Genomic DNA, 13,177 nt, shown 5'->3' on the forward strand with positions numbered 1-13,177 from the left:
TCCGTACGCCGTACCGCATGGTGGGGTTGTCGTGGCTGAGGAGGGCGATCCGGTAGTCGGTCGCACCGCCCGGGGCGGGGGCGGCCGGGCGCGCGATGCCGATGCTGTGGACGCGCCAGGCGTGGGTGCCGCGGGACAGCCAGCCGTTCTTGAGGTGGACCTTGACCGGGCGGGAGGCTCCCGCGGAGACGCCCCAGGCCTGGCCGCGGACGACCTGGCCCATCAGGTCCATCGCCACGGCGCGGCGGGAGACGGCGGCGAGCAGGGCCAGTTGGTCGCGGGCGGTGGTGCGGGTGAGCCCCCAGTAGCGGTCGTGGCCGAGGACGGTGTCCTGGGCGCCGGCCTCGCGCAGCACCCTGTTCAGCCGGGCGCGGGAGAGCCCCTCCCACAGTTCGGAGGCGGCGGTGTTGTCGGAGCGGGTGATCATCGCCTTCATCCGCCGGGACTCCAGGGCCGTGGGCGCCCGGCCCAGTTCCTCGGCGCGACCGAGGACGGCCTGCAGGATGAGCACCTTGGCGATGCTGGCGGAGTCGTAGGCCAGGGTGTCGCCGAGCCGGCAGCGCAGTCGGCGTCCGGGGTCGTGGACGGCGACGGAGACCGTGCCGTCGCGGCCCTTGAGGGCGGCCTCGATGTCCTGGGAGAGCCGGGCGGCGAGGGCGGGTTCGCGGGCCGAGGTGCACAGGGCGGGGGCGGGGTGTGCCGCCGCGGGCCAGGACCAGGCGGTGGCGGACGCGCCGAGGAGGGCGCCGAGCAAGGCCCAGGTGGGGAGGTGGGGGCGGCGGCGCGGGATCATGCTCCCCAGTTTCGGGAGCGGGGGTGGTGGGCTGCCTTCCGACTGGTCCGACTGGCGCACAGGCGGCGGGGCGCCCCCTGTGTCCTGACCCGCACCACCAGCTCGTTCGGTGCGGGTTCAGGCATCGGAGCCTCGGCCCGGCGGAGGGCGACGTCCCGTGTGCCCACCCGTCCCGCCCCAGCGGGACGACTGCCCACACGGCGGGGCGGGACGAATGCCCACAACGTGGTGGGCGATGTCGTGTCAGTGCGCCGCCGAGTCCCAGTTCGGGCCCACGCCTACCGAGACGTCCAGCGGGGCGCGCAGGTCGGCCGCGGCCGACATCTGTTCGCGGAGCAGGGCCTCGACCCGCTCGCGCTCGCCGGGGGCGAGTTCGAGCACGATTTCGTCGTGGACCTGGAGGAGCATCCGGGAGGAGAGGCCCGCCTCGGTCAGCGCCCGGTCGACCTTGAGCATGGCGACCTTGACGATATCGGCGGCCGTGCCCTGGATCGGGGCGTTGAGCGCCATCCGCTCGGCCGCCTCGCGGCGCTGCCGGTTGTCGCTGTTGAGGTCGGGGAGGTAGCGGCGGCGGCCGAGCATCGTCTCGGTGTACCCGGTGGCGCGGGCCTCGTCGACGACGCGGCGCAGGTAGTCCCGTACCCCTCCGAAGCGCTCGAAGTAGGTGTCCATCAGGCCGCGGGCCTCGCCCGGGTCGATGTTCAGCTGCTGCGAGAGGCCGAAGGCGGAGAGGCCGTAGGCCAGGCCGTACGACATGGCCTTGATCTTGCGGCGCATCTCGGCGTCGACGGCGGACCGCTCGACGCCGAAGACCTGGGAGGCGACGGTGGTGTGCAGGTCCTCGCCGGAGGTGAAGGCCTCGATGAGCCCCTCGTCCTCGGAGAGGTGGGCCATGACGCGCAGCTCGATCTGGCTGTAGTCGGCGGTCATGAGGGCCTCGAAGCCCTCGCCGACGACGAAGCCGTGCCGGATGGCGCGTCCCTCGTCCGTCCGCACCGGCACGTTCTGCAGGTTGGGGTCGGTGGAGGAGAGACGGCCGGTGGCGGCGACGGTCTGGCTGAAGGTGGTGTGGATCCGGCCGTCGGCGGCGACGGTCTTGATCAGGCCCTCGACCGTCGAGCGCAGTCGCGCCTGCTCGCGGTGGCGGAGCATGATCACCGGCAGGTCGTGCTCGGTCTGGCCGGCCAGCCAGGCGAGCGCGTCGGCGTCCGTCGTGTACCCGGTCTTGGTCTTCTTGGTCTTCGGCAGGTTCAGCTCGCCGAAGAAGACCTCCTGGAGCTGCTTGGGCGAGCCGAGGTTGAACTCGTGGCCGACGGAGGCGTGCGCCTCCTTCACGGCCTGCTGCACGGCCCCGGCGAACTGCTGCTCCATCGCCTCCAGATGGTCGCGGTCGGCGGCGATGCCGTGCCGCTCCAGGCGGGCGAGGAGGGCGGAGGTGGGCAGCTCGACCTCGTGGAGCAGCTCGCGGGCGCCGACCTCGCCGAGCCGCTCCTCGAAGGCGCCGGCCAGGTCGAGGACGGCCCTCGCCTGGGTCATGAGCGCCTCGGCCTCGGCGGTGTCGTCGGCGCCGAAGGCGAGCTGTCCGTCGGCGGCGGCGGCCGGGGCCAGCTCACGGCCGAGGTACTCGACGGAGAGCGCGTCGAGGGCGAAGGAGCGGCGGCCGGGCTTGACGAGGTAGGCGGCGAGCGCGGTGTCCATGGTGACGCCCGCGACGCTCCAGCCGTGCTCGGGGAAGACCCGCATGGCGCCCTTGGCGTTGTGCAGGACCTTGGCGCGGCCGGCGTCGGAGATCCACTCGGCCCAGGCGCGCTCGTCGGCCTCGTCGAGCGAGCTGGGCTCGAACCAGGCGGCGGCGCCGCCGGCGGCGGCGAGGGCGATCTCGCTCACGTTCCCCGTGCCGAGGGCCCAGCTGTCGACGGTGGCGACGCCGAGGGGCTCGGTGCCGTGCTCGGCGAGCCAGGGGGCCAGCTCGCCGGCGCCGAGGACGGTGCCGTCGATCTCGACCCCGGCGGCGGGGGCCGGGGCGGCCTCCTCGGCGGCGCCCGGGTCGACGGCGAGGAGCCGCTCGCGCAGCGAGGGGTTGCGGATCTCCAGGGTGTCGAGGACGAGGGCGACGGCCCCGCGGTCGTACGGCTCGCGGGCGAGGTCGGTGACCGTCTTCGGCAGCTCGACGTCCTTGGACATCTCGGTGAGCCGGCGGTTGAGCTTGACCGCTTCCAGGTGGTCGCGGAAGTTCTGTCCGGCCTTGCCCTTGACCTCCTCGGCGCGCTCGACGAGCTCGGCGAAGGAACCGAACTGGTTGATCCACTTGGCGGCGGTCTTCTCGCCGACGCCCGGGATGCCGGGGAGGTTGTCGGACGGGTCGCCGCGCAGGGCCGCGAAGTCGGGGTACTGCGAGGGCGTGAGGCCGTACTTCTCCTGGACCTTCTCCGGGGTGAAGCGGGTCAGCTCGGAGACGCCCTTGGTGGGGTAGAGCACGGTCGTGCGGTCGGAGACCAGCTGGAAGGAGTCCCGGTCGCCGGTGACGATGAGGACGTCGAAGCCCTCGGCCTCCGCCTGGGTGACGAGGGTCGCGATGACGTCGTCCGCCTCGAAGCCGTCGACGGCGAAGCGCGGCGCGTGCATCGCGTCGAGCAGCTCGCCGATCAGCTCGACCTGTCCCTTGAACTCGTCGGGGGTCTTGGAGCGGTTCGCCTTGTACTCCGGGAACTCCTCGGACCGCCAGGTCTTGCGGGACACGTCGAAGGCGACCGCGAAGTGCGTGGGGGCCTCGTCGCGGAGCGTGTTCGCCAGCATCGAGGCGAACCCGTAGATCGCGTTCGTCGGCTGTCCGGTCGCGGTGGTGAAGTTCTCCGCGGGCAGCGCGTAGAACGCCCGGTACGCGAGCGAGTGCCCGTCCATGAGGAGCAGGCGGGGGCGGGTGTCTGCGGGGTTCTTCGATGCTGTCTCGGCCACACGACGATCCTGCCACGGACCGCTGACAATCCCGTCCACACCGGTGGGGTCCCGGGCTGTCGGTGCCGCGTGACAGGATCGGAGACGTACGACACAGGATTACCGCTCAAGGGAGAGCGCGATGGTCAGCAAGCCGCCGGTCGGCGACCCGGTCCAGGACGCACCGCAGGTCACGCCGCCGCAGCACGCCGCCGCCGGCCTGCCCGCGGTCGGTCACACGCTGCGGATCGCGCAGGAGCAGATGGGCACGCTGCGCACCGCCCGGACCCTGCTCAAGGTCAATCAGAAGGACGGTTTCGACTGTCCCGGCTGCGCCTGGCCGGAGGGCGACAAACGGCATGTGGCGGAGTTCTGCGAGAACGGCGCGAAGGCGGTCGCCGAGGAGGCGACGCTGCGCCGGGTGACCCCGGAGTTCTTCGCCGCGCACCCGGTGGCGGACCTGGCGACCCGCAGCGGGTACTGGCTGGGCCAGCAGGGCCGGATCACGGAGCCGATGCTGCTGCCCGAGGGCGGCGACCGGTACGAGCCGGTGACCTGGGAGCGGGCCTTCGCGATCCTCGCGGAGGAGCTCCGGGCGCTCGGCTCCCCCGACGAGGCGCTCTTCTACACCTCGGGGCGTACGAGCAACGAGGCCGCGTTCCTGCTCCAGCTCTTCGCCCGCGAGTTCGGTACGAACAACCTGCCGGACTGCTCCAACATGTGCCACGAGTCCTCGGGCTCGGCGCTGACGGAGACCATCGGCATAGGAAAGGGCAGTGTCTCCCTGGAGGACCTGCACCGGGCGGACCTGATCATCGTGGCCGGGCAGAACCCGGGGACGAACCATCCCCGGATGCTCTCCGCCCTGGAGAAGGCGAAGTCGGCGGGCGCGCGGATCATCTCGGTGAACCCGCTGCCGGAGGCGGGGCTCGAACGCTTCAAGAACCCGCAGACCCCGCAGGGCATGCTCAAGGGCGCCGCGCTCACCGATCTCTTCCTCCAGATCAGGATCGGCGGCGACCAGGCCCTCTTCCGGCTGCTCAACAAGCTGGTCCTGGAGACGGCCGGGGCGGTCGACGAGGCGTTCGTACGCGAACACACCCATGGGTACGAGGAGTTCGCCGCGGCGGCGAAGGCGGCGGACTGGGACGAGACGCTCGCCGCGACCGGCCTGACGCGCGCCGAGATCGAGCGCGCCCTCGAGCTGGTGCTCGCCTCGGAGCGGACGGTGGTCTGCTGGGCGATGGGGCTCACCCAGCACAAGCACTCCGTGCCGACCATCCGCGAGGTGGTCAACTTCCTGCTGCTGCGCGGGAACATCGGCCGGCCGGGCGCCGGGGTGTGCCCGGTGCGCGGCCATTCGAACGTGCAGGGCGACCGCACGATGGGGATCTTCGAGCGGCCCGCGCCCGCCTTCCTGGACGCGCTGGACAAGGAGTTCGGGATCGTCTCGCCGCGCCACCACGGCTTCGACGTGGTGCGGTCGATCCAGGCGCTGCGCGACGGCGAGGCGAAGGTGTTCTTCGCGATGGGCGGGAACTTCGTCGGCGCGACCCCGGACACCGAGGTCACCGAGGCCGCGATGCGGAACGCGCGGCTGACCGTGCACGTGTCGACGAAGCTGAACCGCTCGCACGCGGTCACGGGCACGCGGGCGCTGATCCTGCCCACGCTCGGGCGCACCGACAAGGACGTGCAGAAGAGCGGCAAGCAGTTCGTGACGGTCGAGGACTCGATGAGCCTGGTGCACGCCTCGCGCGGCAATCTGCCGCCGGCGGGCCCGCGTCTGCTCTCGGAGCCGGCGATCGTGGCGCGGCTCGCGCGCGCCGTCCTCGGCGCCGGATCGGCCACGCCCTGGGAGGAGTTCGAGGCCGACTACGCGACGATCAGGGACCGCATCGCGCGCGTGGTGCCCGGTTTCGAGGACTTCAACGCACGGCTCGCGGCCAGCCCCGGCGGCTTCGCGCTGCCGCACGGGCCGCGTGACGAGCGCCGTTTCCCGACGAAGACGGGCAAGGCCAACTTCACGGCGGCGCCCGTGGAGTACCCGCGGGTGCCGGAGGGGCGGCTGCTGCTCCAGACGCTGCGCTCGCACGATCAGTACAACACCACGATCTACGGTCTGGACGACCGCTACCGGGGCATCAAGGGGGGCCGCCGGGTGGTGCTGGTCCATCCGGAGGACGCGGTGGCGCTGGGCTTCGCCGACGGCGCGTACGCGGATCTGGTGAGCGAGTGGACGGACGGCAGCGAGCGGCGGGCGCCCGGTTTCCGGGTGGTGCACTACCCGACGTCACGGGGGTGCGCGGCGGCCTACTACCCGGAGACGAACGTCCTGGTGCCGCTGGAGTCGACGGCGGACGTCAGCAACACCCCCGCGAGCAAGTCCGTGGTCGTCCGTCTGGAACAATCCCCTTCCGCCTAAGCGTTTGCTCAGGCGGTATCAGCAGCCGTACGAAGAGCAGTCGCCGTACGAAGACGAACGGAGCCGGCCCATGGGTGAGCAGCAGCACGTGACGTTCCCGCAGGAGGTCATCGACGAGTACGCGGCGCTGGGCGTCGACCTCCCGGCGCTCTTCTCCGCCGGGCACCTGGGGAACCGGATGGGTGTCCAGATCGTGGAGGCGTCCGCCGAGCGGGTGGTCGGCACGATGCCGGTGGAGGGGAACACCCAGCCGTACGGTCTGCTGCACGGCGGCGCGTCGGCGGTGCTCGCCGAGACGCTGGGCTCCGTCGGCTCGATGCTGCACGGCGGGTCCTCCCGGATCGCCGTGGGCGTCGACCTGAACTGCACCCATCACCGCGGGGTGCGCAGCGGGCTGGTGACCGGTGTGGCGACCCCGGTGCACCGCGGCCGGACGACGGCCACGTACGAGATCGTGATCAGTGACGAGCAGGGCAACCGGGTCTGCTCGGCGCGGCTGACCTGTCTGCTGCGCGAGGTCACCGCGAAGGACGCCGCGATGCTGACCGGCGGCGGCCCCGCCTCGGGCGGGGAGCCGGGCTCCGGCGCGGGTGCGGCGGTGACTCCGGGCGCCTGACCAGCGGCGGACCACGAAGGGGGCGGCACCTACGGGTGCCGCCCCCTTCGGCGTTCCCGCCCGCCCCCGCCCGCCCGCCCGTCACCCTGTGTCACATACACACGATCCGCCCCGACCCGAAGCGGAAGGGCCGGTTCGTCCGCTCAGGTTTCTGCCGTTGTCCGATATCCGGAGAGTCCGCTGAGCGGACCGTCAGTACCAAGAATCGCTCAAGCCCCTTAGCGGAACTGGGCGTTCTCAGTATGTGAACACCGCGTTAGCGACCCCTATGCCCCGGTATTCCCAGGCGCCGCGCACACTCTTCCCCCCTCGGCATAACAAGACAGTCACATCCTGACCTCGCCGCTCCCCGACCCTCCCCACCTGCGCTTAGAGTCACCGCCAGTCACCGCGCCGCCGGGCGCGTTCTACTGCACGGCCCTGTACCAAACCCAGTACGGCCCGGCGTTCCAAAACGGCACCCCTCGCTCCGCAGCTTCACGGCACCGCCTCTTCCGAGGGGGCCGCGCCAGGGAAAGGACCCTTCGTGCGAAACCGTTCGTTGCTCATACTCACCACCGCGGTCACCGCGGGAGCGCTCACGCTCACCGCCTGTGGTTCTCGCGACGACAAGGGTGGCGCGGCCGAGAACGGTGACGGCGGCAATGTCACCGTGACCATCGGTCTCGACGCGCCCCTCACGGGTGAGCTGTCCGCCCTCGGCCTCGGCATCAAGAACTCGGCCGACCTCGCGGTCAAGACGGCCAACGAGAAGGCCTACGTCAAGGGCGTGACCTTCAAGCTGGAGACCCTGGACGACCAGGCGCAGCCCTCCGCCGGCCAGCAGAACGCCACGAAGTTCGTCGCCGACAAGGGCGTCCTCGGCGTCGTGGGCCCGCTGAACTCCTCGGTGTCCGAGTCGATGCAGAAGGTCTTCGACGACGCCAAGCTGGTGCAGGTCTCCCCGGCCAACACCAACCCGTCCCTGAGCCAGGGCCCCAACTGGTCCACCGGTGACAAGAAGCGCGGCTACAAGTCGTACTTCCGTACCGCGACCACGGACGCCATCCAGGGCCCGTTCGCCGCGCAGTACGTCTTCAACAAGGCCAAGAAGACCAAGGCCTTCATCATCGACGACAAGAAGACCTACGGCGCCGGCCTCGCGGGCACCTTCAAGGGCGAGTTCGAGAAGCTCGGCGGCAAGGTCCTCGGCACCGAGCACATCAACCCGGACACCAAGGACTTCTCCGCGGTCGCGACCAAGGTGAAGAGCTCCGGCGCCGACGTCGTCTACTACGGTGGCGAGTACCCGGCCGCCGGCCCGCTGGCCAAGCAGATCAAGGAGGCCGGCGCGAAGGTCACCGTCGTCGGCGGCGACGCGATCTACAGCCCCGAGTACGTGAAGCTGGCGGGCGCCGCGGCGGCCGAGGGCGACATCGCCACCTCCGTCGGTTCGCCGATCGAGTCCCTGCCGTCCGCCAAGGAGTTCCTGGCCAACTACAAGGCCAAGGGCTACAAGGAGGCCTACGAGGCCTACGGCGGCTACGCCTACGACTCGACCTGGGCGGTCATCGAGGCCGTCAAGAAGGCCACCGAGGGCAACGGCGGCAAGGTCCCGGAGCGTGCCAAGGTCGTCGAGGCCATGCAGGGCGTCTCCTTCGAGGGTGTGACCGGCAAGGTCTCCTTCGACGAGTTCGGTGACACCACCAACAAGCAGCTGACCGTCTACAAGGTCACGGGCGGCGCGTACAAGCCGGTCGAGTCCGGCACCTTCGGCGGCTGATCCTCAGCAGTCCCACTCTCAGCACCACCTTCATCGCGCGGGGGGCCGCACCAGGCGCCCCGCGCGGTGTCACATCCGTCGAAAGTCTCGGAGGACAATGCGGTGAACGAACTGCCGCAGCAGCTGGTCAACGGCCTGCTACTGGGATCCATGTACGGGCTGGTCGCCGTCGGCTACACGATGGTCTACGGCATCGTCCAGCTCATCAACTTCGCCCATGGCGAGATCTTCATGACCGGCGGCTTCGGGGCGCTCACGGTCTGGCTCATCCTGCCCGGCGGCACCACGATGTGGGTCGCGCTGCCCCTCATGATCATCGGTGCCGTGCTCGTCGCGACGACGATAGCCGTCGGGGCCGAGCGCCTGGCCTACCGCCCGTTGCGCGGTGGCCCCCGCCTCGCCCCGCTCATCACCGCGATCGGTCTCTCGCTCGCCCTCCAGCAGGCCGTCTGGACCTTCTACCCGGAGGCCAAGTCCGCCCGGACCTTCCCGCAGATCCCCGGCGGTCCGATCGAACTCGGCCCGGTCACCATCCAGACCGGCGACGTCTTCCTCCTGATCGCCGCCCCCATCTGCATGGCCGTCCTCGCCTTCTTCGTGATGCGCACCCGCGTCGGCCGCGGCATGCAGGCCACGGCGCAGGACCCGGACACCGCGAAGCTCATGGGCGTCAACACCGACCGGATCATCGTGATCGCGTTCGCCCTCGGCGCCGCGTTCGCCGCGGTCGGCGCCGTCGCCTACGGCCTCAAGTACGGCGTCGTCGACTACAAGATGGGCTTCCTCCTCGGACTCAAGGCGTTCACCGCCGCCGTCCTCGGCGGCATCGGCAACATCTACGGGGCCATGATCGGCGGTGTCGTCCTCGGCGTCGCGGAGACCATGGCGACGGCGTACATCAGCCACATCCCCGGTATGGATCAGCTCGGCGGCCAGTCCTGGGCCGACGTCTGGGCCTTCGTACTCCTCATCGTCGTACTCCTCGCCCGGCCACAAGGCCTCCTCGGCGAGCGCGTCGCGGACAGGGCGTGAGCACCATGACCTCCATCTCCGAGAACCCGACGGCGCCCGCGGCGTCCGACTCCGAGGCTGTCGGCGCGACCGGCCTCATCGGCTTCGTCCCGGCCCGGATCGCCCGCGCGCTCACCCTGGGCGGCGGCGTCCTCACCGTCGCCAGCTGCTTCCTCGCCTGGACCTGGACGCCCCGCTTCCCGGGCGACCTCACGGTCACCGGCTACCCGGGCGGCCTCCAGCTCCAGGTCCTGGTCCTGGGCCTGCTCACCATCCTTTTCGCCGTCTCCTCGTACGGCGTCAAGGGCACCCGCTGGCTGACCCCCGCCGGCGGTGACGCGGCCCTCAAGCTCGCCGCGCTCGCCTCCTTCGGCACCGCCTGGTTCACGGTCGGCGCGATCAGCGTCGAGCTCGGCGGCCCGGTGAACCTGGAGCCGGGCGGCGCGATCGTCGCGCTCGCCACGCTGCTCGCCCTGCTCGGCGCCCTCGCCCTCCCCTACGAGCGGCCGAAGACGCTGCCCGTGGACCCCGAGGACACCGGCTGGGACCAGTTCAAGCACCGTGCGAGCAACGACTGGACCAACTTCAAGGCCGCCTTCGCGACCACCGGTTCGGTGCGCCGGCTGCCCACGATGCACTCCTCCGTCGAGATCCTGATCATCGCGGGCGTGCTCGCCGTGGCGCTCGGTGTCTTCACCTACGGTGTCGGCACGGAGTACGACGAGCTGTTCCTCGGCTTCCTGATCACGGCCGGCCTCGGCTTCGCCGCGCTCAACAAGTCGGGCCTCATCGCGCAGGCCACGCAGCTCACCGGCAAGCACCAGAACCTGTCCATCGCGGGCGCGTTCACCGCCGCGGCGCTCTTCCCCTTCACCCAGGCCGACGACCAGTACGCGACGCTCGGCGTCTACATCCTGATCTTCGCCACGGTCGCCCTGGGCCTGAACATCGTCGTCGGCCTCGCCGGTCTCCTCGACCTCGGTTACGTCGCCTTCCTCGGCGTCGGCGCCTACGCGGCCGCCCTCGTCTCGGGCGCCCCGACCTCCCCGTTCGGCCTGCACTTCCCCTTCTGGGCGGCCATCCTGGTCGGTGCGGCGGCCTCCCTGGTCTTCGGTGTCCTCATCGGCGCCCCGACCCTGCGGCTGCGCGGCGACTACCTCGCGATCGTCACGCTCGGTTTCGGTGAGATCTTCCGGATCACGGTGAACAACACCGACGGCACCTCCGGTCCCGACATCACCAACGGCTCCAACGGCATCGCGTCCATCCCGAACCTGAGCATGTTCGGGTTCGACTTCGGCGCCGAGCACGTGATCGGCGGCTTCACCATCGGCCGCTTCGCGAACTACTTCTTCCTGATGCTGCTGATCATGGCGGTCGTCGTGCTGGTCTTCCGGCGCAGCGGCGACTCCCGTATCGGCCGTGCCTGGGTCGCGATCCGCGAGGACGAGACCGCCGCGCTCGCCATGGGCATCAACGGCTTCCGGGTCAAGCTCATCGCCTTCGCGCTCGGCGCCTCGCTGGCCGGTCTCGCGGGCACCGTGCAGGCGCACGTCACCTACACGGTGACCCCGGAGCAGTACCTCTTCGCCGGTCCCATCCCGCCCAACTCCGCCTTCCTGCTCGCGGCCGTCGTCCTCGGCGGCATGGGCACCATGAGCGGTCCCCTGGTCGGCGCGTCCCTGCTCTTCCTCATCCCGAACAAGCTCCAGTTCATGGGCGAGTACCAGCTGCTGCTCTTCGGCGTCGCGCTGATCCTGCTCATGCGCTTCCGCCCGGAGGGCATGATCGCCAACCGGCGCAACCAGCTGGAGTTCCACGAGAAGGACGAGACGCCCGCCACGCTCGCCAAGGCAGGTGCCTGAACCATGACGACCACCACCAAGGCCGAGGCGACCGCCGAGCCGGCCGCCCGCGAGACCGTGCTCGACGCGCGCGGGGTCACCATGCGGTTCGGCGGCCTCACCGCCGTGCGCGATGTGAACCTCACCGTGAACAGCGGCGAGATCGTCGGTCTCATCGGCCCCAACGGCGCCGGCAAGACCACCTTCTTCAACTGCCTCACCGGTCTCTACATCCCGACCGAGGGTGAAGTCCGGTACAAGGGCACGGTTCTGCCGCCCACGTCCTTCAAGGTCACCGACGCCGGCATCGCCCGTACCTTCCAGAACATCCGTCTCTTCCACAACATGACGGTCCTGGAGAACGTGCTCGTCGGACGCCACACCCGGATGAAGCAGGGCCTCTGGTCCGCGCTGCTCCGGCTGCCCGGCTTCCGGAAGACCGAGGCCGAGGCGTCGAAGCGGGCGATGGAGCTGCTGGAGTTCATCGGCCTCCAGGACAAGGCACAGCACCTCGCGAAGAACCTCCCGTACGGCGAGCAGCGCAAGCTGGAGATCGCCCGCGCCCTCGCGAGCGACCCGGGTCTGATCCTGCTCGACGAGCCCACCGCCGGCATGAACCCGCAGGAGACGCGGGCGGCGGAGGAACTCATCTTCGCCATCCGGGACATGGGCGTCGCGGTGCTCGTCATCGAGCACGACATGCGGTTCATCTTCAACCTCTGCGACCGGGTCGCCGTGCTCGTCCAGGGCCAGAAGCTGATCGAGGGCGACAGCCAGACCGTGCAGAGCGACGAGCGGGTCATCGCCGCGTACCTGGGCGAGCCGGTCGAGTCGGAGAAGCCCCCGGTCGCGGAGCCCGACGCCCCGGAGGCCCCCGCGACCGAAGAGGCCGAAGAGGCTGACGAGGCCCCCGCCGCCGACGAGACCGCCGAGGCCGACGCGAGCGAGGACGCCCCCGAGGCCGCCGCCGAAGAGTCCTCGGAGGACACCCCGCACGACCCTGCTTCGGGCAAGGAGAACGACGCATGACCGCACTGCTCGAAGTCGAGGACCTGCGCGTCGCCTACGGAAAGATCGAGGCCGTCAAGGGCATCTCCTTCTCCGTCGACGCCGGTGAGGTCGTCACCCTCATCGGCACCAACGGCGCCGGGAAGACCACCACCCTGCGGACCCTCTCCGGGCTCCTCAAGCCGGTCGGCGGCCAGATCAAGTTCGAGGGCAAGTCCCTCCGCAAGATCCCCGCGCACAAGATCGTCTCGCTGGGTCTGGCCCACTCCCCCGAGGGCCGCCACATCTTCCCCCGGATGTCGATCGAGGAGAACCTGCTTCTCGGCGCCTTCCTCCGGAAGGACACCGCGGGCATCGCCAAGGACGTCCAGCGCGCCTACGACCTCTTCCCGATCCTGGGCGAGCGTCGCAAGCAGGCGGCCGGCACGCTCTCCGGCGGTGAGCAGCAGATGCTCGCCATGGGCCGGGCGCTGATGTCCCAGCCGAAGCTGCTCATGCTCGACGAGCCCTCGATGGGTCTCTCGCCGATCATGATGCAGAAGATCATGGCGACCATCGCCGAGCTGAAGGCCCAGGGCACCACCATCCTGCTCGTCGAGCAGAACGCCCAGGCGGCGCTGGCCCTGGCGGACCAGGGTCACGTGATGGAGATCGGCAAGATCGTGCTCTCGGGCACGGGGCAGAACCTGCTCCACGACGAGTCCGTCCGCAAGGCGTACCTCGGCGAGGACTGAGCACCACGAAGCGAAGGCCCGCCCCACGGTGCTGTGGGGCGGGCCTTCTC

General features: G+C 70.5%; 8 protein-coding genes and 1 pseudogene. 7 read left to right on the top strand and 2 right to left on the bottom strand.

The genetic code is table 11. From position 1 onward, the window contains the following. Positions 1-136: 136 nt before the first annotated feature. Both V4Y03_RS07655 and polA read right to left on the bottom strand, forming a co-directional pair. Positions 137-793 (bottom strand): annotated as a pseudogene (locus V4Y03_RS07655) (serine hydrolase); the annotation flags it as partial. Between the two features lie 243 nt (positions 794-1,036). After that, positions 1,037-3,748 (bottom strand): DNA polymerase I, encoded by a 2,712-nt coding sequence (polA, locus tag V4Y03_RS07660; protein WP_443079754.1) that lies wholly within the window; start codon positions 3,746-3,748, stop codon positions 1,037-1,039. A gap of 121 nt (positions 3,749-3,869) precedes the next feature. Here polA and V4Y03_RS07665 point away from each other — a divergent pair, with 121 nt between their 5' ends. The 7 genes from V4Y03_RS07665 (at position 3,870) to V4Y03_RS07695 (ending at position 13,127) form a co-directional block, all read left to right on the top strand. Beyond that, a complete protein-coding gene (locus V4Y03_RS07665; RefSeq protein ID WP_332434430.1) occupies positions 3,870-6,152 on the top strand; it encodes an FdhF/YdeP family oxidoreductase in 2,283 nt (760 codons plus the stop codon). 70 nt (positions 6,153-6,222) lie between these two features. Beyond that, entirely contained in the window at positions 6,223-6,768 is a 546-nt protein-coding gene (locus V4Y03_RS07670; protein ID WP_332434431.1) for a PaaI family thioesterase, read from the top strand. 526 nt (positions 6,769-7,294) lie between these two features. Beyond that, positions 7,295-8,530: a branched-chain amino acid ABC transporter substrate-binding protein gene (locus V4Y03_RS07675; RefSeq protein WP_317874355.1), complete on the top strand. Its 1,236-nt coding sequence runs from the start codon at positions 7,295-7,297 to the stop codon at positions 8,528-8,530. Between the two features lie 102 nt (positions 8,531-8,632). Further along, positions 8,633-9,562: a branched-chain amino acid ABC transporter permease gene (locus V4Y03_RS07680; protein WP_056560876.1), complete on the top strand. Its 930-nt coding sequence runs from the start codon at positions 8,633-8,635 to the stop codon at positions 9,560-9,562. Continuing rightward, complete coding sequence (locus tag V4Y03_RS07685) at positions 9,559-11,406, top strand: branched-chain amino acid ABC transporter permease (RefSeq protein WP_442809576.1); 1,848 nt, start codon at positions 9,559-9,561, stop codon at positions 11,404-11,406. Before V4Y03_RS07680 ends, V4Y03_RS07685 begins: the two co-directional genes overlap by 4 nt. Before the next feature lie 3 nt (positions 11,407-11,409). Beyond that, positions 11,410-12,414 (top strand): ABC transporter ATP-binding protein, encoded by a 1,005-nt coding sequence (locus tag V4Y03_RS07690; protein ID WP_332434432.1) that lies wholly within the window; start codon positions 11,410-11,412, stop codon positions 12,412-12,414. Continuing rightward, positions 12,411-13,127, top strand: coding sequence for an ABC transporter ATP-binding protein (locus tag V4Y03_RS07695; RefSeq protein ID WP_317874353.1), 717 nt, complete (start codon positions 12,411-12,413; stop codon positions 13,125-13,127). The genes V4Y03_RS07690 and V4Y03_RS07695 overlap by 4 nt, the downstream gene beginning before the upstream one ends. The last annotated feature ends 50 nt before the right edge of the window (positions 13,128-13,177 follow it).

It is taken from the genome of Streptomyces sp. P9-A4, from assembly GCF_036634195.1.
Taxonomy (GTDB): domain Bacteria; phylum Actinomycetota; class Actinomycetes; order Streptomycetales; family Streptomycetaceae; genus Streptomyces.

Coding starts and splice junctions, on each gene's coding strand:
- V4Y03_RS07665 (WP_332434430.1), top strand. CDS start 3,870: ATGGTCAGCAAGCCGCCGGTCGGCGACCCGGTCCAGGACGCACCGCAG.
- V4Y03_RS07670 (WP_332434431.1), top strand. CDS start 6,223: ATGGGTGAGCAGCAGCACGTGACGTTCCCGCAGGAGGTCATCGACGAG.
- V4Y03_RS07690 (WP_332434432.1), top strand. CDS start 11,410: ATGACGACCACCACCAAGGCCGAGGCGACCGCCGAGCCGGCCGCCCGC.
- V4Y03_RS07695 (WP_317874353.1), top strand. CDS start 12,411: ATGACCGCACTGCTCGAAGTCGAGGACCTGCGCGTCGCCTACGGAAAG.